At 53.8% G+C, this 18,880-nt stretch carries 12 protein-coding genes; 4 read left to right on the top strand and 8 right to left on the bottom strand.

What is annotated here, in order from left to right; genetic code table 11:
• Positions 1–305 precede the first annotated feature (305 nt).
• Together M0651_RS00665 and M0651_RS00660 are read right to left on the bottom strand one after the other, a co-directional pair.
• Positions 306–2,414, bottom strand: a complete 2,109-nt coding sequence (locus tag M0651_RS00665) for an alpha-galactosidase (protein WP_248549937.1) — start codon at positions 2,412–2,414, stop codon at positions 306–308.
• A gap of 7 nt (positions 2,415–2,421) precedes the next feature.
• A complete protein-coding gene (locus M0651_RS00660; RefSeq protein ID WP_248549936.1) occupies positions 2,422–4,491 on the bottom strand; it encodes an alpha-galactosidase in 2,070 nt (689 codons plus the stop codon).
• A gap of 291 nt (positions 4,492–4,782) precedes the next feature.
• Between M0651_RS00660 and M0651_RS00655 the strand changes: the two genes are divergently transcribed.
• Both M0651_RS00655 and M0651_RS00650 read left to right on the top strand, forming a co-directional pair.
• On the top strand, positions 4,783–5,124 hold the full coding sequence (locus tag M0651_RS00655; protein WP_248549935.1) for a helix-turn-helix domain-containing protein: 342 nt from the start codon (positions 4,783–4,785) through the stop codon (positions 5,122–5,124).
• A 20-nt stretch (positions 5,125–5,144) separates the two neighbouring features.
• Positions 5,145–6,029, top strand: a complete 885-nt coding sequence (locus tag M0651_RS00650; protein WP_248549934.1) for an IS3 family transposase — start codon at positions 5,145–5,147, stop codon at positions 6,027–6,029.
• Positions 6,030–6,309: 280 nt separating this feature from the next.
• Here M0651_RS00650 and M0651_RS00645 read toward each other — a convergent pair whose 3' ends face one another.
• From M0651_RS00645 to M0651_RS00635, 3 genes are all read right to left on the bottom strand, one after another.
• On the bottom strand, positions 6,310–7,950 hold the full coding sequence (locus M0651_RS00645; protein WP_372490857.1) for an extracellular solute-binding protein: 1,641 nt from the start codon (positions 7,948–7,950) through the stop codon (positions 6,310–6,312).
• A gap of 158 nt (positions 7,951–8,108) precedes the next feature.
• Entirely contained in the window at positions 8,109–9,935 is a 1,827-nt protein-coding gene (locus M0651_RS00640; protein WP_248549933.1) for a sensor histidine kinase, read from the bottom strand.
• Positions 9,913–11,496, bottom strand: a complete 1,584-nt coding sequence (locus M0651_RS00635; RefSeq protein ID WP_248549932.1) for a response regulator — start codon at positions 11,494–11,496, stop codon at positions 9,913–9,915. The genes M0651_RS00640 and M0651_RS00635 overlap by 23 nt, the downstream gene beginning before the upstream one ends.
• Positions 11,497–11,746: 250 nt before the next feature.
• Between M0651_RS00635 and M0651_RS00630 the strand changes: the two genes are divergently transcribed.
• Together M0651_RS00630 and M0651_RS00625 are read left to right on the top strand one after the other, a co-directional pair.
• Positions 11,747–12,718: an ABC transporter permease gene (locus M0651_RS00630; RefSeq protein ID WP_248549931.1), complete on the top strand. Its 972-nt coding sequence runs from the start codon at positions 11,747–11,749 to the stop codon at positions 12,716–12,718.
• A 21-nt stretch (positions 12,719–12,739) separates the two neighbouring features.
• A complete protein-coding gene (locus M0651_RS00625; RefSeq protein ID WP_248549930.1) occupies positions 12,740–13,633 on the top strand; it encodes a carbohydrate ABC transporter permease in 894 nt (297 codons plus the stop codon).
• Positions 13,634–14,043: 410 nt separating this feature from the next.
• Here M0651_RS00625 and M0651_RS00620 read toward each other — a convergent pair whose 3' ends face one another.
• The 3 genes from M0651_RS00620 to M0651_RS00610 form a co-directional block, all read right to left on the bottom strand.
• Positions 14,044–14,532, bottom strand: a complete 489-nt coding sequence (locus M0651_RS00620; RefSeq protein ID WP_248549929.1) for a low molecular weight protein-tyrosine-phosphatase — start codon at positions 14,530–14,532, stop codon at positions 14,044–14,046.
• A 102-nt stretch (positions 14,533–14,634) separates the two neighbouring features.
• Entirely contained in the window at positions 14,635–15,510 is an 876-nt protein-coding gene (locus M0651_RS00615) for an AraC family transcriptional regulator (protein ID WP_248549928.1), read from the bottom strand.
• 199 nt (positions 15,511–15,709) lie between these two features.
• A complete protein-coding gene (locus M0651_RS00610; protein ID WP_248549927.1) occupies positions 15,710–18,823 on the bottom strand; it encodes a discoidin domain-containing protein in 3,114 nt (1,037 codons plus the stop codon).
• Between the last annotated feature and the right edge of the window lie 57 nt (positions 18,824–18,880).

Here is an 18,880-nt window from a genome sequence, read left to right as displayed (position 1 = left end):
GTGGCAAGGAAATTTTTCCTGACATGTGGGTCGATTTGAAATAGCGGAACTTTTTACCGTTACTTGAGTTCAACACGCTGAAATGTAGAAAATAACGACCATAAAGGGCGTTATTCTCCGGCTTTAGGTCGGATCTCGACCATTTGACGGCCATCATCGCAAAATAACGCCATAAAAGTCCCCGATCTCTTCGAATTCCATGGCGTCATCGGAAATAAGGGACTTTTTTACCGCTAAACAGGAACGTAAAGAAACCCCAACCTTTATGGGCTGGGGTTTGGGGTGATCGTTCATGTACGCGCGCGCTACGCTTCGCGAATCCGGTACAACACGCTGTCGAAGTCGCCGCGCAGCGGGAGCTCTAGGCCGATTCGCATTAGGCTCCGACCGCTCCGGGTGCCGGGCTGTCCTTCGATCACGTAGGATTTATCCGGCGCGAGGCCTTGCAGACGCAAGCGAGGCAGGCGGTCACCCAGCCGCTGCGAGTGCAGGAACGCCAGCAGCACGCTGTCACCGTACGCCTGATCCACGTACTGGACTGCGATTACGCCCCGGTGGGCCAGCGTATCCAGCCGGTACTGGTCGCCGAACTGTACCAGCGGGCGGATCGCTTTGTACTGCCGGACGAACCCGGCGGCCTCTTCGAGCTCCGCGTCACTCCAATGGTTCAGGTTCGCGCCGATGCCCAGCGTCCCCATCATCGCGCTGTGGAACCGGTACGGCAGCGACAGGACGCGGCGGTTCATCCCGGTGGGCGACTCGGTCACCCAGCAGGTCATCATCTTCGGCGCGTATACATAGGAGAAGCCCTCCTGGATGCTCAGCCGGTCAAACGCATCGGTGTTATCGCTGGGCCAAGCCTGGTCGGCATACCGGAAGATGCCAAGGTCGATCCGTGATCCGCCGCCTGCGCAGGTCTCGAATTCCACATGCGGGAAACGCCGGCGCAGCTCGGCCCAGATCTCATACAGGCTCTGCACATGGCGAATCCAAATTTCCTTCTGGCGTTTCAGCGGATGGTCCTTCAACCCCGGCTCCGTCACCGTCCGGTTCATGTCCCATTTGATGAACTTGATCTGATGCTGGCTAAGCAGATCGGTCATGAACTCGAGAATGTAGCTTTTGACCTCCGGTTTGGAGAGGTTTAGAAGCAACTGATTGCGCAGCTCCGCCCGGCCTCGGGTCGGAAAATGATACACCCAATCCGGATGGCTCCGATACAAGTCGCTGTCCGGGTTCACCGCCTCGGGCTCCACCCAGATCCCGAACTCCATGCCCAGCTCATGCACCCGATCGATCAGCTCGCTTAGCCCGTTCGGGAACTTCTCCCGGTTGACGACCCAGTCGCCGAGCCCGGCGCGATCGTGGTTACGCGCCCCAAACCAGCCGTCGTCAACGACGAACAGCTCGACACCCAGTTTGGCCGCGCGCTCCGCCAGGTCCATTTGGTCCTGCGCGTTCACATCGAAGTACGTCGCTTCCCACGAGTTGTACAGCACCTTGCGCGGCTCCCGGCTCGGCAGCACGTAATCATGCTGATAGCGATGCAGCTTGCGGCTCATCCCGCCGAACCCGGCAGCGCTGTAACCGCCGACAAACTTCGGCGCAGCAAACGTCTCGCCGGGGCCAAGCAGCCATGTGCTGTCAAAATCGTGGATGCCGCCGGTCACGCGAACGTGACCAAACGCGGTTTGCTCCGCGACGATTTTCCAGTTACCGCTCCACGCCAACGCCCCAAACCAGACGTCACCCCGTTCCTCCGTCGCCGTCCCGTCTTCGACGGCAAACCATGGATTGGCATGGCCGTCGGTAAAGCCGCGACGCGATTCCAGCATCTTTTTACCTTCGGACAAGAAAGTGCGGCGCAGTTGAAATTCGCCTGCCCATTTGCCAGTCACATGCGTGAACCGGTAGTCCCGCAGCACCGGCATTGTCCAAGCCGCCGATTGGATCGTCTCCAGCAGCACCGGCTCGTCGCCTAAATTCACGAGACTAACGGATCGTTCCAGCACGTCATGTTCGGAGATGGCCGCGTAGCTCAAGCGGACTTCAAACGGGTACACTTCGTCTCGAAACGTTAGTGTCAGCGTTTCTTTCCCGCTCTCCTGATCCACCAGATACCCGGTATATTGCGGGCAGAAATCGCGCACTCCGTCGGGCCAAGTCACTTTCAGCAAAGGCTCGACATACCCGACGCCGCCCCAGAAGCTGTACTCCTCCGCTTCCCGTTCGATCTCCGCGTCGAAGGAGCTGTGCCCCCATGTCCCGAGCAGCGGCAGCACCTCCGCCGGATCAATAGGCGCCCCCCAGTACAAATGCTGGAGCCGCCCTTTCTCGTTTAAGCCAAACACATAGGAGCTGCCGTTCGTTTGTAACGCGAATAATTGGTTTTGTTCATTGACCCAAATCGCCATGTTCTGATCACCGTCCGCTGAGTTTAATTATTTTGGCTTCCGCCGGCTCCAGGTCTACGACCAGTTCGCCTACGGTTTCCTGCTCCGTGCCTTCCCACAAATCAACCACCTGGTATCGCGCGTTTGGATCAAGCCCTGCCCGCTCCAGAGATACCGTCATCCGTGCTGCTGTCGTCCCATCGAAATTAAACACCGCAATATACAGCACATCGCCGGGAGCATCCAGCACGAACACATCAGACGCCCGGTCGCCGAAGCCCCACTCGAGCGGCCGGAACGTCCGTCCCAAGCGGGCGACGTCCATCACCGCGCGATTCCCGAGCCAGGCCTTGGCGCGCTCCGCAGCACCTTCCTTGCGGAAGTCGTCGCCAAGCAGCAGCAGCGTTCCGGCAATGACCGACGCCGTCAGCCGGCTCCGCCCTTCGTGCCAGTCGGTCTCTTCCTGATTGAAGCTTTTGTACAGCACCGTGTGGTCCGGGTCGTTGAAACGATACAGGCAGTCGTTCATCCACCAGCCATAAGTCAGCGAATTTAACAAATATTCGGTATCGCCGATCTGCCCAAATACATCGCAGGAGATACGGCGACTATGGGCAAAGGCATACGGGAAGAGCGGTGCGATCGACAGATTGATGAAAAACGGTCGTCCCGCCGCCTCCGGCGACAGCTTCGCCGCCAGATAAGATAAGCCGTAGTGATAAGCGGCAATCCCCGTTGTGATGGCCGGATCAAAATGCTGTCCTTCCAGCGCCCCATGCGCCATGAAGTCCAGTTTGATGTATTCGAAGCCCTCGCGGATCACCTTCTCTGTAAACCAATCGATCCGCTGCAAAGCCCCGGGATGCGTCGGGTCAATCGCCAGGCCGCCGGCGATGTCGGCGACAATCTCCCCCTGCGGGTCGCGGAGCAAGATCTCGCCGTACGTATACTTGCCGTCCGTGCCCTCCACTTTCCGGCGAAATTGCTCCGGTCCGCCCCAGAACGCAAACGGCGTCCAATACGTGCCCGGCTTGTGCCCGTTCTCCCGCACCCGACGCAGTGCGTCAGCCATTTCCTCCGCCGTCAGCCGGTCCCAGAAAGCGTCAAAATTGATATAGAGCGTGCCATCGCTCTCAAAACCCAGCGGCTGTACCTCGCGTTTCAAAAAATCGCTCGTCGAGGTATACAACTCGTAATCGAGCGTGCTCATTGCCGCCGACCAGCTGTTCCAGCCGAATGGCACGCCGCCCTCCCATTTCAGCGGTGGTTCGACCGCCGCGTTGGCTCGGCCGTACGCCTCCAACCCCTCGCGGTAGTCGTCGTAATACCCGGCGAATACGAGCGGGGATTGGACCCGGGGGCCCTGAACGTAACCGTGCGGCTGCGTATCGCGCGTCATCTCGCTGGTCGCCCCGGCATACAGCTCGAACTCGTCCAGTTTGCCGGCTTGTTCGCTGCGGATACGGATGCCTGTCTTCCACACGTCATGGGACACCGAGCCCGTCACGAAGCCCCGCCGACTCCCTGGATAGAACAACGCCGTCGCTTCGTAACTCTCCGTCTCCCAGGGCAGCGCCTTGGCGATGTAGCGTACCCATTTATCGTTATCGTAAGGGATGCGAAGGGCATGCAGCTGGTCCCCCCCGAACAGCCCGTTACCAGAGTCTTTTTTGATCTCCAGCTTAGCTGACTTCATCACCGCAATCCGGTTCAGCTTCAACTTGTCTTCGCCGGCCACAACGACCCGTATCAAAAAGAACGGCTGCTGCTCATAAAGGTAAAATTGCTGCTCCACCTCCGGAAGACCCGGTTTTTCATGCCGAATTACCACCTTTACGCCTTGCCCAAAGCGATCGTTCAGCTCATTCGGCTCCCCGTACGCCTGATGACTCTCGTACATGCCGGTATGGTATTCCCGGCCCTGCCACCGGAATGCGCTATGGATCCCGCTCCAGCTAAATGCGCCGCAGCAGCTAAAGGCGAATTCGCCGCCAGCCAGATCATAGGTTAATCGCGCAAGCCCGTTATCCAAATGCAATTGTGTATCCGATTCCGCCCAAAAGCGTACTTTTTCCGTTATATGGCCGTTTGTTGTCATCCCACTCCACTCCTTCTCCGCCTATTCGCCCTCATTATAAGGTCGAACTCCACTGGGTTCCATGCTACGATCTTCCGATCGATAGCGGGAAACGACTTTTTTGACTAGCCGGTATTGTGCGCTGCGGGTGATAGCAAGCCAATGTTGCAATTCCTGCAACATTTCGGGCTCACTTGACACCCTAAACCATAAAATGTTGCACTTAGTGCAACATTTGTATAAAGCCCCCTAATCACTTTGGACACTTTCAGGCTAAACAATATACAATAAATATAGCTGGAGGTAGTCCGTATGAGAGTTCAGCACAGCAAGTTCGACGAATTAAGAATACAGGTCGTCGAGGAAGCACTGGACCGGGGGAATGTGGCTTTAACTGCTCGTAAACATGGAATCTCCCCCTATTCCTTGTACAAGTGGGTGAAACAATATAGGGATGAGGTGGAGATAAACGTGGGTAAGAAAAAGGACATAAAGCATCTTAATGATCCACAGACAGCTCAAGAGTGGGAGCAGAAATATGAACAGGCAGCGAAACTCCTTGGCGAGAAAGAACTGGAGATCGCGATACTTCGAGATCTTGTAAAAAAAAAGTATCCCCACATCCAATTCAAGTGGCCCGAAAATGGATCCTAAAGGGCTACAAGGTAGCTCCTGTGCTTAAGATCTGTGGTGTTCCGCGTTCATCGTACTACTATTCGCTCAAGCTTACGAATCCTAAACAAGCCCCTCAAGGCGGGCGTCCCGTACCCGGATACTCCTATACCTTTGATGGGAAGAAAGTGACCGATACGCGGATTAAACACCTGATTATGAAGCTGCTGGAAGGTGAGGAATCCGCCTATGGATACCGAAAACTCACGATTGCCTTACGCCGGCAGCATCATCTTAAGATTAACAAGAAGAAGGTGTACAGGCTCTGCAAGGATCTCGATATCCTAGGCAAGCCGGTAAAACCTAAACAGTCTTATCCACGCCGTCTGGCCAACAATATGGAGGTTACAGGACCCAACCAGCTGTGGCAGATGGATATTAAATATGGTTATATCGCCGGCCTGGAACGTTACTTTTATACCGCAAGTATTATCGATGTATACGACCGAAATGTAGTTGGACAATACCGCGGTAAGGAGTCCAAGACGAAGGATCTGCTTACCACACTACACAAAGCCCTCTTAAAAAGAGGTGTGTACAACCAAGAAACACCGCTGGTTGTTCGTACCGACAATGGCCCGCAATTCAAGAGCCACAAGTTTAGAGAGTTTTTCGAGAACAACAAAGAGTTATTGATCCATGAGAGAACACCGAACCGAACTCCAAACAAAAATGCGTACATTGAGTCATTTCACAGTATCTTGGAGCGTGAGTGTTTCAAGCGGCACGTCTTTATGAGTTTTGAAGAAGCATTCGATGTTCTTGACCAATTCATGGACTTTTACAATAACCGCCGAATTCACATGAGTTTATACGGCTACTCTCCCACTAAATTTGCAGTGAAATTGGAGAGAAACGAAGTAAACGCGTTTAAAATCGCCGTTTAACTGCGTCTATCTTAGGTTTGATCCTAAAGTGTCCAATATTCGGGGGCCCGGCCGATTTTATGGCAGTTTGGGCCCACCGCCGCAAAGATGCTGCACTTTATGCAACATTTTAGCCGGAACCCCCGTGGTCCCGATTAGAATGTTGTACAAACTGCAACATTTGCCGTCGCAGGTGGGGGTGGCAGAGGTTCATTGGCACCACCACCCAGCTCCCCCAAAAAAACGCGAGCCGGCGGAGGAACCCAGTCCCCCGCCGCTCGCGTCACTCTGCCCTAGCGCTCTATTCCCACAATTTCATACGCTCTTCGTAGTTCTTGTTGTAGACTTCCTCCAGTTTCGGCAAGCCCGCAGCATCCACTTGCTTCATCATGGTGTCATACAAGGTGACCAACTCCTGCTCGCTTGGAGCCAGGGCCATCTTCAGGAAGAACTCGTTAATCGTTTCGTTAACCTTCGTCTCCATGATCGCTTCCGGCGTACCGCCGGCCGGGCCAAGACTATCGTAAGGGGCCGTGTCGAACGACGTGTCCGCGAGGTTCTTGATCGCAAGATCGGTTGTCGGATCGGTCATGCCGCGGCCGATCAGGTCATACGGCGTACCGTCGGAGCCCGGTCCGTTCTTGATCGTCCAGGTCCATTTGCGGATCCCGGTCGTGCGGGAAGCTTCCGCCCAATCCTTCTTGAAGGCATCCAATACTTCCTGACGCGGCACATGCTTGCCGTCCTTCATGTCCCAATGCTCGCCTTCTACGCCCCACATCATCATATATTGCCCTTCCTCGCTGGCGAGGAAATCGAGGAACTTGATTGTGCGTACCGGATCCTTGTTCGTTTTGCTGATGGTGATGCCGTCCCAACCGAGCGAACTCTTTGGCCCGTAAGAGGTTTGGTCCGGCCCAACGCCCGGCGCCAGCACTTTATATTGGTAGAACTGTCTCTCCTCCGCTTTGGCCGGGTCTGGGGCATCCGCCTTCAACAAACCATTGGACGTCCCTACGTTCCAGCCCGCATCGGCCGTGGCGAAGATATTCCCTGCCCCCAGCTTCTGCTCATATTGCTTCGTCTTCATCGTCACCCACTCTTTGTCGAGCAAGCCTTGGCGATACAGGGAATTCATATATTTCATCATGTCCAAATACCGTGGATCGCGGATATCCTTCAGCAGCTTGCCGTCTTTCTCGTAAAATGGCATAATGCCAAACATCCCTTTGAACGTCCCGGTCACGCCGCTCATGTTCTCGCCGTTCAGCGTCATTGGGATCGTTTCCTTGCCGTCGATCGTCGGGTATTTCTCCTTAAACGCCTTCAGCAGGTTCTCGAACTCTTCGGCCGTAAACGGCTCGCCGTTGTTCACCTTATCCCCTACGCCCAGCTCCTTCATCAAATCCATCCGCATCAGGAAGCCGAACACCGGATACTGCTCCAGCCCGTACCAGTTAGCCAAATAGTAGTTCTTCCCGTCCGAACTGCGCGTCTTCTTCAACGTATCCCCGTACATCTTCTTGATGTTCGGTCCGTACTTCTCGATCAAGTCATCCAACGGAATAACGGCTCCCGAGGAAATATACTTGTTCATAATGTCGCTGCCGCGGCTCATCAACACGATGTCCGGCAAGTCGTTGCTCGCCAGCATCAGGTTCAGCTTCTCCGCCGGATTCCCGGTCGGCTGTTGGATCTCTACCGTCACGCCGGTTTTTTCTGTAATCGCTTTCGCTACCGGGTTTGTAAAAGGATCCCCCGTGTTCTGGTCAAACAACGTTAACGTGATCGGCGATTTATCATCCGCCGGTGCCTCCCCGTTTGTTCCTCCGTTCGCCGCGGGCGAATTCCCCCCGGCCGACGGGGCGTTCCCGGACCCGCAGCCTGCAAGCAGGGCGAGGATCATCATAGAGGATACCATGAATAGCAGCTTCTTCTTCATTCGCGTAAACCCCTCTCTTGTGCTTTTGCGCTTGGACCTCAAGCTCACCTCAATTGTAAAAAGCCCCACCCTGTTTATCCATAACGCAATGTTACTATTCATAGTGGAAAACGACTTTCATCGATTAGGCCGCTATTCAGCCTATGTGCGGTCCATATTCAGCCCATGTTCAGCCGGGTTTCGAGCTCGGATGCGTTCGGATTCAGCGGCAGGCGAATCGTCACATTCGTCCCGATCCCCAGCCGGCTGAAGATTTCCACTCCATATTGTTCTCCATAGGCCAGCTTGATTCGGTCGTCAACGTTTTTGATGCCATAACCGGATTGATTGCTGGCTTTGTTGAACGCTTCTTCGAGCCGCTCACGGGTCATCCCCTGCCCGTCGTCGATGACCTTCAGCAGGAGATCCTCGCCTTCCGCCTTCAGCTTAACGTTAATATGAATACCAGCTTCGTTCCAGATCGCATGATTGATGCAGTTCTCGATAAACGGCTGCAGGATCAGCTTAATAACCGTCCGGTTAAACAACGACTCGTCCAAATCGTAATGCATATGAAGCATCCCGCGGAACCGAATCTCCTGGATCGAAACATAGTTTTTGACCAGCTGGATTTCCTGTTCCAACAGGACAACCCTTTTCCCTTTGTTCAGGGAGATCCGATAATACTTCGATAAGTGGCTGACCATCTGATAAACCTGGTTGCTGCCTTCCTTCAAAGCAAGCGAGGAGATCGAAGACAACGTGTTATACAAAAAATGCGGATTGATCTGCGCCTGCAGCGTCGTCAACTCCGAATCCTTCACGGCGATTTCCTTGACGTACACCTCGTCGATCAGCTCCTGGATTCGCGTGGCCATCTTCTGAAACGCGTAGGACAACTGCCCGATCTCATCGTTGCCCATCGGTTTGCGTTTGACTTGGAAATTCCCCCGCTCCACCTTGCGAATTTGCTGCAGCAGCACCTCAATTCGCTTCGTAATCACCTTGGCCGTCACGAAAATCAGCAACGCCGCTACCGCGATCACCGTGATGGAAATCCAGACAATGCGCTTGGTCGCCTTGTTTGTATTGGCCAACAGTTCGTCATACGGGACGGTAATCACCGTCGTCCAGCCATTGCTAAGCTTTTTGTACGTAAAAAACCGTTCCTGACCGTCGATCCGCGTGTCGAACTTCCCGCCGGACAACGTCAAATCCGCTTGAATCGGATAGACGTCAAAAAGCTGCCGTCCCTTCATCGCCGCATCTCCGGAGCTGATCACGCGACCCGTGTTGTCGATGATGTAAACGCTCTTATTGACATTTTCTTTTTCGATCAGGGAATAGATTTCCTTGTCGTCGATATTGATCGTCAGAATGCCGTAAGGATGCATCAGGCTGAAATAACTAAGCGAGCGTGCCAGCGTAACGTAGGACGGCCCCGTCTGGGGATCATCGATATGAATGTAAACCGGGCTGCCCGCCGCATTCAGCGCTTGCTGCTTCACCGTTTCCGGCAGCTCCTCCGTGTATTTAATGTACTGTTTATCGGAATATAACGTCTTGTTATCGATGTAAATGGTGATCCCCTGAATATTCGCGTTAGAAATCAACATGGAGGACATCGTACGATTGATATACTGGAACGCATCCAGATAATAAAAAGCTTGTTCGTAATCATTGGACAAAAAATTCCGCAGCTGCGCGTCCATATACAAAATATTCGTCAGCTGCTCATAGTAACCCAGCCGGTTTTCAAGGTTCGTATTGATCTGATTTAACGTGCCGCTTAACGAAGCGTACGTCTGCTCGGTGATCGTGTCCCGCGTGGAGGTATAGGAATAATAAATCAGCACAGAGCACGGGATGAAGGACACGATCAGGAAAATAATAAACAGCTTGTTACGCAAGCGGAGATTGGCAATCCAATGGTGCTTGAACAGAGATAATCGCCGAAATACAGGACTCCCGCCGTCCGTCTCCCTAAAGGTTTTTTCGATATTCATTGGGCGTGACTCCTTGATTTTTTAGGAATAAGGAAATGAAATAGGATGTGCTCTCATAGCCGATCTTCTGGGCGATATCCTGCACTTTTAGAGATGGATCCGCTAACATCTCCTTGGATTTCTCCAGGCGAATCCGTGTCAGGTAGTCATGAATGGTCATGCCGGTTTTATCCCGGAAAATGGACCGCAAATAGTTTGGCGACAAATAAACCTGACTGGACAAGCTTTGGATGGTAATCGGTTCATGAAACGTCTGGTCGATAATCTGACAGACTTGATGCACAAGCTTGGCGTTTTTGTCCGTAGACCGCTCCATCAAGAGGTTCAAATAGTGCGAGGTTGCCCGCCGGATGTTAGCCTCCATCTCCTGCAGCGTCTGGCAGTCATAAACGGATTGATAGAGGACCGCTCGTTTGACCGGTTCAGCATGGCCTTGCAGGCTGGGGCTGTGAAGTCGTTCCTCCAGTCGGGTCAGCAGGTCGATTGCCCACTCGTACACAAGCGGCTTGTCAATGCGCAGCTGACGCACATTTGCGAGGAATTCACGTAACATGCCTTCCGCTTCTTCGCCGCGAAGCTGCTGCAGCGCCTCCAGCCACTCCTGCTCAGGGAAAGGCGGCAGCGTGTCATAACGATACCCCGGTTTGACATCCCCGGCATCAATGATCTGTCCCGGCTCAAGATAGAACCTCTCGTCCCGCAGGCCACGCGCCTGTTCATATAGCCTGGCGATACCGACGGGATCCGCTTCTTCATTGCCAACCGCCAGCGTTACCGACAGCCCGAGCTGACCCCGAATCGTCTGCTGCAGCGTACCCCACTGCTCCCGTGTCACACTCGGCTGGCTTCCGGACTCCGCCTCGATAAAGATCACGAGCTCCCCTTCCTGAAGTGCGGCGACCACGGCGTCCTTGCGAACGGCGTGGAAATACTCCTCCGCCACCTCCGGAAGCCGGGAGATTGCCGCTTCCGATTGTTCGCTGCCCCGGACGGTGGATGTTTCTTCACCGCCGGTGAAATGGTCTACGCTGCAGAGCGCCAGCGTGTAAGAACCGGCGGTTTCCCGCCGTTCCAGCTTGCCGAGCTGGGCGGCGAATTGCTCCCGCCGGGCGGGGTCTTTTTCATGAAGCAGCTCTTTTAACAGCTTGGCTTTGGTCATTTGGATCGATTTATATTTTAAACGCACCTCTTCGCACTTCTGCTTCACTCGTCCCATCACCCCGGCAATTTCCTCCAGGTCCAGCGGTTTAAGTAAATAACCGACCGCGCCGACGTGCAAGGCCGATTTGACATAACTGAATTCGTCGTGACCGGTCAAGAAGACGATCTGCATCCAGTCGTAGTGTTCGCTGACCCACTTCGCCAGCTCCAGACCGTCCATTAGCGGCATCTGTACGTCCGTCAGCACGATGTCGGGTTGAATGGCATGAATTTTCTCCTGAGCGTCCTTCCCGTTGATGCCGACACCGGCCACGTAAATCCCCATATCCTCCCAACGGATGAAGTCCCGCATCATCTCCAATTCCAATTCCTCGTCGTCCACCAGAAAAATGCTGTACATGTCCGCAAGCCCCCTTCGTATGCAGCCTTTCCGTATCTAATAACCGTAAGGTTAGGCAGTTCCTTGTACTGCCTCCTCTTTGATTATAGCGCTTACATGCAGGCGAACTGAATCCTCCTTTCGCATGAAAGTTATTTTCAAGCATGATTCGATACATTGCTTTATCGACATTGAATTTTCGGGGGTCTTATAATTTTTTTAAGCAGTAATGCTGAATGCCACTACTAAGAAACCAATGCGAGGTGCCGTTATGCAAACCGACTTGAATCTACGCGAAGGTACGGAACTGAAAATTCCGCGCCGTAAATTATGGCCCGTCTTCAAACAGCAAAAATACTTGTTCCTCTTGATGCTGCCGGCGTTGATCTGGGCGATCCTATTCGCCTATACCCCCATGGCCGGATTGTATATGTCGTTCGTGAACTACCAACCGACGTTGGGTCGTTTCTGGTACAGCCTGTTCCACAGCGAATTCGTGGGGTTGCAGTGGTTACGTTATTTTTTCAATAACGGCGATTTCCTGATCATTATGCGCAACACGTTGGCTTCGACGTTAATCACGCTTTTATTCTCGTTTCCGATGCCGATTCTGATCGCGCTGGCGATAAACGAAATCAAGAACGTCCAATTCAAAAAAATCGTGCAAACGTCCTCGTATTTGCCGTATTTCATCTCTTGGGTTATTGCGGCCAACATTATCGTCACGCTGCTGTCCTCGGACGGTGCGGTGAACGCGCTGCTGAAATTTTTTCACATCACCAATGAAAGCATCTTGTTCCTGCAGAACGGCAAGTACTTCTGGTGGATCGTTGCGCTGGGCAACACGTGGAAGGATATGGGCTACAGCTCGATTATGTATTTGGCGGCTATCTCTTCGATCAACCCGGAATTATACGAGGCCGCTAAGGTGGACGGAGCGAACCGATTTAAGCAGATTCGGTTTATCACGCTCCCGCATCTGAAACCGACGATCGTCATCCTGCTGATTCTCGCCATGGGCGGCATTCTGAATGCCGGGTTCGACCAGCACTTCCTGCTGGGGAACGATCTGACGAAGGACTACTCCGACGTGCTCTCGACCTACTCGTTCCGCTACGGGATTCAGAACGGCATGTTCTCGTACGCCGCCGCCGTGGGCATGTTCAGCTCGGTTGTCGCCTTTATCATCGTGGTGATCGTCAATAACATCGCGAAAAAAATCAACGGCCAGTCCTTGTTCTAAACCTGGCATGGAGGGAACTGCATGAAAAACCAAAAGACGATTACCGAGTACCTGTTTGACGCGGCGCTGTATCTGTTCCTGACGGGTATCTTTCTCGTCACGTTTTACCCGTTCTGGAACATTCTCATCATCTCGCTGAACGATGCCACCGACTCGCTGCGCGGCAACCTGTATTACTGGCCGCGGGAGTTTACGTTCGCCAGTTACGTCACAATCTTCCGGAACCCGGAAATCTGGAGCGCACTGCAGGTAACGGCGCTGCGGACGGTGATCGGGACCGCGGTGTCGATCGTCTGCATCTCCATGCTGGCTTACACCTTAAGCAAGCGGTATCTGCTCGGTTGGAAGTATTTCTCGTTTTTCTTTGTCTTCACGATGTATTTTGGCGGCGGCTTGATTCCGACGTATATGGTCATCAAAGCGCTGGGTTTGATCGATTCGTTCTGGGTGTTTATCTTCCCGGGTCTGATCGGCGTGTTCCTGATGATCCTCGTGCGTACCTTCATCGAGCAGTTGCCCGGTGAGATCGAGGAGTCGGCCAAAATCGATGGCGCCAACGACCTGCAGATCTTCATCCGCATCGTTCTCCCGCTGTGCGTGCCCGTGCTGGCGACAATCGGGTTGTTCCTGGCCATCGGCCATTGGAATTCCTGGTACGATTCTTATATTTACACCTACAAGCCGGAGCTCAAGACGCTGCAGGCCGTCCTGGTCAAAATCCTGAACCAGTTCCAAACTGGCGGAATGATGACCGATGCTCAGCAGATGGCGCAAAACGCCAAACGGATCCCGGTTTCCAGCGAAAGCATCCGAATGGCGGTCACGATGGTCGCGACCCTGCCGATCATCATGGTGTATCCGTTCGTGCAAAAGTATTTCGTCAAAGGGATCATGATGGGCGCGATCAAAAGTTAACTTTGGTTTATATGAAGAAACCCGTCGCGGCGGTTGCCGGACGGGTTGTTTGTTGTGTGGGGATGTTTGCGTACTTACACTCACATTAACTTGCTTGCTGGTAACTCGCGAGTGTGAGCGGGCGGACGTTCCTCCACCAGTAGCCGAAAGAGCACAATGTTGCATTTTGTGCATCATTTTGCTCTCGCGGGGCGGGTTAAGGGAGAAATGTTGCATTTAATGCAACATTTTCAGCTCTTGCCGCCGTTACGCCGCCGAAATGTTGCAGTTATTGCAACATTTCAGCCGATTCGGCGGTTTTGCCTGCGAAAATGTTGCCCTATTTGCAACATTTCCTCACGGTCGAGCGCCGCTGCACGCATCTGGCCGCCAAGCGCCACCCGCCTAGGCCAACTTAGACCGGCTTAAGCTTACCCCAGCGCTTGTTCCCGCCGGATCAACTCCAGTAAAGCGCCGCAGCCCTGCTGTACCAGGCCGTAAACCTCTTCGAAGTTCCCCGTGTAATACGGATCGGGGACCTCCTTAAGTTGCGACTCTGACACCAGGTCCAGCAGCTTCACGATCCTCGCATCAGCCTGCCGAGCCAGCGCTTTCAAATCGCGTTCATTTTGGTTATCCATCGCGATGATATAGTCGAATTTGTCAAAATCGTCCTGTGCCACCTGTCGTGCTTGCAATCCCTCATAGGATATGCTGTACTGGTCCAAAATGCGGCGCGTGCCGTGATGCGGCGGATTCCCCGTATGCCAATTCCCGGTTCCCGCCGAATCGATCACAAACTTCTCGCCTAATCCCGCTTCGGTAACTAGATGCCGAAAGACGGCTTCCGCCATGGGCGAACGGCAAATGTTCCCCAGGCATACAAACAAAACTCCCACTTTGCGTTTGTCGTTATCCATGGTTCTCCTACTTCCTTCCTGTATAGCATATCTGCTCAACACTCTCTTAGCAGATATTACTATAGGTTAAGGCCGGAGAACAACCATAGCTCAGTTGGAGCTTCAGCCTTTACGCAATACCGGAATCCAGATTTCGCTTCGGTAATCGGGCAGCGATGTGTCCGGACTTTCGTTCCACAAGAGTTCCGGCCCTTCGGCCAGCTCGTAATGAGCGGACGGGAACCACTCCGAATAAATTCGTCCCCATACGTTTTGCAGCGTCTCCGGGAACGGGCCGACCGCGGTAAACACCGCCCACGTCGAAGCGGCCACCTCCAGCGAGGCATAGCCATCCGGGCAAGCGTGTGTTGTAGCCACTCCGAGGTAATGGTCCAGCTCCCCCTGCTCCTCCATGCGCCCCTCCGAGAAATTGGCCGACGCGCTGATCATCCCGGCGGGTTCGAGATCAGAAAGCCCCTTCAACTGAGCAATCCTCTCCGGGGTTAAGCTTTGCGCCATTTCCGCAATTTGCGGATTAACCCCTTGAAATTGGATCGGTACCCGTTTGTGCAGGCCGACGATCCGAAAAGCTTCCTTGTCCACGATCCGATAATTCATTTCGTTTCCTCCTTGTATGGTGAGTTGGAAGGTCATCCGAGGATAAGCTTTGAGCGGCGAACCCGGATCTTTCGCTTCCGACGGCGTGATCCCATGCAGGCCTTGGAATGCCCGGGTAAACGCGTCGGCGGAACCGTAACCGTATTTGACCGCCAGGTCGATCACCCGTACCGGCCCCTGCTGCAGCTCGAAAGCAGCCAGCGTCAGCCGGCGGCGGCGGATATACTCCGACAGCGGGATCCCGGCCAGGAACGAAAACATCCGCTTGAAATGGTATTCCGAGCAAACGGCGATCCGGGCTACTTCCTCATAAGCGATTTCGTTCGTCAAATTCCACTCAATATAGTTCAACGCTTCGTTCATATTTTTTAGCACATCCATCGTTTGCACCTCCTCTGGTTCCCAGCATAACAAGAGTCCTTCGGCCCCATCCGACTTTCCGCGCACCGGTTTTGCGGGGAGTCCAGACCGAGCCGGCGAAATGAGTTTGGTATCAGTATATCGAAATAGGAGGTTGTCACCAACTCAACTCAAAAAAAACAGAGGAAAGGCCCCACGGCCTTCCCCCTGCAGTTTCACCTTATGGTGTTTCCTCATCCTCCCAATCCGCGGACGTATACAGCGTAAAGATCAAATCCCGATTCGATTCCGCGGTCCAGGTTAACCCGCCATCCGTAGATAAATTCGCTTCCCCGCCCGCATAAGGGTCGGCGTCGCTGTAGGCAAACCCGTAGTTGTTGTCCGTGCTTGGCGTATAGTCGGAGCCCGGCGATTTCAGGATCAAACCATACGTTTTGCTCGTATCCAATCCTTTTAACTGAGGGTAAATCGAATACGGCGAGATCGAACCCGGGATGTTGTAAGCCGGAAGCGAAGCTGTAAACAACTTCTCCGCCGGTTGGCCCTGATCGTCCAGCACGACCAGCTCGAAATAATAAGCGTCTTTCGGCACCTCATTCCGATAGCTCTCGTAAATGTAGACATCCAGTTTCGGCAAATCCGCATGCTCTAACGTGAAGGTCTGCATCCGCTGAATTCCTGCCCGAACGTCGGAGTAATAATCATATCCAAGATCGCTGTCATCCTGATCGATACGGCTGCCGCTCTCCCCAGGAACGTAATAGGCTTCCAGCTCATAGATCGAAGGCACACCATAGTTCGTATTCAGGTAAAGTCTCAGCTTGGATGTCGTAACCTCCGGGAACGTCAACGTCCGGTTATCGCCTAACGTGAAACCTTTCGTAATGTTCCGGTAAGCCGAGCCATCCCAATACTGGAGTGTATAGTTGGCCGTTTTGAAATTCGGATCCCGGAACTCCTTGACGACGACCCGGTTCACCTTCGTTTCCGTGCCAAAATCAATTTCCGCCCATTGGTCGTTTTGTTGCCCATCAGCCGCATTCCAGCGTGTCGTGAGATCGCCGTCGGTCAGTTTATCGGCTTCATACCCGGGATCGCCCCAGGTTGAGGAGACGTTAACCGGCTTCCCTAAGGCCAGATTCAACGGCAGCGGATCCACAGGTTCCGGTTTACCCGAACCCTCGATTTGAATGACGGTCGAACCCTTCGCTTCCAGCGAGTACGTGAACGTTCCCTGCACTGTGCCAAGCGAGCGCCCGCTATAGAGCTCGGTCAGCCGGTATTTTTTGTTTGGTTTGAGTCCCAGATCGACCAAATCAACCTGGAGGTCCTGCGCCTCGTTCGTCCAGTTGGACAACCCGACCACGCGGTTGTCTTTCCCCTCCGTCAGCACCGTGACGGCAGGAGAATGTGCCTCATGATGGTAAAAGTCAGTCATCTGCAGCGGTTTCGCCGCCTGCCCTTTTTTCACCAAACCAAGCAGTTCCTCATTGTACAACCAAGCCAACCGGTCCTCGTCGATAAAAGGCAAGTTATCGCCAATCAAATAATGCCCCCCGCCCATCGTCACCGCGGTATTTAACAACTTGGCATCCTGCTGGCTGAATTTGTACCAGAACCCTTGGATCACGTATTGCGGAATGATCATGTCCGGGTCGTTGTATTCATAGAGCGTTCCGTTCGTCCACCACGAAGCCGCGGTATTAAACGCCTGCCGCTCAATGCCGGAATAGCTGGCTACGCCAAGCGACGTGTCGCAAGCCGCCCGCCGGCCATGGGCGAACGCGGCCGGCAGCAGCGGCGCGATCGACTCGTTGATGTAAATCGGCCGGTCCGCCGCCAACACGGCGTCGCGGATGATCCCCATCCCGATCCGGTAGTTCTGCATTCCGTTCACCGTCGGATCGTAATGTTGACCTTCATACATGCCCATATCGATGAAGTCCAGTTTGATGTAGTCGTAACCCCAACGGATATAATCGTCGATGTTCCGCTTCACGATTTGCTGGGAAACCGGGTGACTGAGATCCAGCGCATACGTACCCAGATACGTTTTGATCAGTTTCCCCTGCTCGTCCTTCAGGCAGATGTCGCGATGAGTCAAGCCCGTACCTTCGATCGGTAAATCGAGCCATTCCTCATAAATCGTAAACGGCGTCGAATATCCGCCTGCTTTCAGCCCTTTGGCATGCACGTAGTCGATGAATTTGGTGATCGATTGTTCAAAAGGCAGTCCGCTTTCCACTTGAAAACCGCCGTCCAGATTGAAATAGTCATACCCCAGCGGTTTTAAATGCTCCGCTACGTAATCGACCATTGCATACATGGCCTCCGCAGTAGCATAGCGATCATGGGAGTAGAAGGTGTTATATCCCATCGGCACGTCGCCGTCCCACTCCATATGAGGCTCACCCTGGTTATAAACGGTGCCGTATTCCTCCAGGCCAAGTTGGTAGTCGTCATAATACCCGAGGAAAAACCGATCGGAAGACACCGTCGTACCGCTATGACTCCCGCCCCAGTTGTACAAAGAAAATCCGGTCAGCGGCCCGTTCGGAATTTCGGCTTCGCCGAGCTTTTGGCTGCTTTTCCAATTCTGGACGGTGGCCGCCCCGCCAACGAAGCCGTGCTTGTTCTCGTTATCAAATACCGCCGCGACCCAATGGCTGATCCCGTTGAAGTCGTCCCAGGTCAGCTGCTCGCCGGCAAAGCGGTCGGCTCCGTTTTGGCTTTTGCCGAAATCGTCGACCGGGGCCACCCCGAAATCGAAGTTATTCGAATACGGCGTCGTAAAGATCTTCTTCGCATCGCCCACACCGATCTCGATCCGCTGCGCGTCCACGGGCGTCAGTTGCTCCACGGTCAGCCCGTCCCCCCGCTGCACCTGCATATCCGTAAGCACGTACGAAAACTTAGGGTACATGTAAAAGTTCAAATCAATTTGCTCGCCAGTTTCCAGTTGGTTGTGAATCGTCAGCTTGCGGCCGTTTTTGCCATACTTGTCCGGCTTCAGCTTGCTCCACTCCGCTGTGCTCTCCACGGCATCCCGAGTTGAGCGGGTTTCGCCGCCTTTCTCCCGAAAGCTCGCCTCGAACTGCTGCACGACCGGCTGTCCATTCCACGACAAGCTGCCGGTCCCTTGCGCCAAATCATAAACCAACGAAACCCTTCCGTTCGATGCCTGAACGATATTGCCGTTTCGAGCATAAGCCCCGGCTTCTTCCTCCGCCTGTACAGCCTGCGCCGATCCCAAGGGACCGGAGAAAGCGAATGTACCCGCTAACATCAGAATGAATGCAAGCGTCTTCTTCCCTGTCCGTAAACGTCTTCTCACCTTTACGCCTCCCTCAATCTTGATTGGGTGGAACCTCGGTTTACGATGCCAGATCTG

Origin of the sequence: Paenibacillus mellifer (genome assembly GCF_023195895.1) — a bacterium.
GTDB classification, from domain to species: domain Bacteria; phylum Bacillota; class Bacilli; order Paenibacillales; family Paenibacillaceae; genus Fontibacillus; species Fontibacillus mellifer.
This window is presented reverse-complemented; position numbering and strand designations above follow the sequence as displayed.

What these genes read in the sequence shown, in the direction of transcription:
- M0651_RS00645 (WP_372490857.1), bottom strand. Translation starts at nt 7,950, where the DNA reads ATGAAGAAGAAGCTGCTATTCATGGTATCCTCTATGATGATCCTCGCC.
- M0651_RS00640 (WP_248549933.1), bottom strand. Translation starts at nt 9,935, where the DNA reads ATGAATATCGAAAAAACCTTTAGGGAGACGGACGGCGGGAGTCCTGTA.
- M0651_RS00615 (WP_248549928.1), bottom strand. Translation starts at nt 15,510, where the DNA reads ATGGATGTGCTAAAAAATATGAACGAAGCGTTGAACTATATTGAGTGG.
- M0651_RS00630 (WP_248549931.1), top strand. Translation starts at nt 11,747, where the DNA reads ATGCAAACCGACTTGAATCTACGCGAAGGTACGGAACTGAAAATTCCG.
- M0651_RS00655 (WP_248549935.1), top strand. Translation starts at nt 4,783, where the DNA reads ATGAGAGTTCAGCACAGCAAGTTCGACGAATTAAGAATACAGGTCGTC.
- M0651_RS00665 (WP_248549937.1), bottom strand. Translation starts at nt 2,414, where the DNA reads ATGGCGATTTGGGTCAATGAACAAAACCAATTATTCGCGTTACAAACG.
- M0651_RS00625 (WP_248549930.1), top strand. Translation starts at nt 12,740, where the DNA reads ATGAAAAACCAAAAGACGATTACCGAGTACCTGTTTGACGCGGCGCTG.
- M0651_RS00635 (WP_248549932.1), bottom strand. Translation starts at nt 11,496, where the DNA reads ATGTACAGCATTTTTCTGGTGGACGACGAGGAATTGGAATTGGAGATG.
- M0651_RS00660 (WP_248549936.1), bottom strand. Translation starts at nt 4,491, where the DNA reads ATGACAACAAACGGCCATATAACGGAAAAAGTACGCTTTTGGGCGGAA.
- M0651_RS00620 (WP_248549929.1), bottom strand. Translation starts at nt 14,532, where the DNA reads ATGGATAACGACAAACGCAAAGTGGGAGTTTTGTTTGTATGCCTGGGG.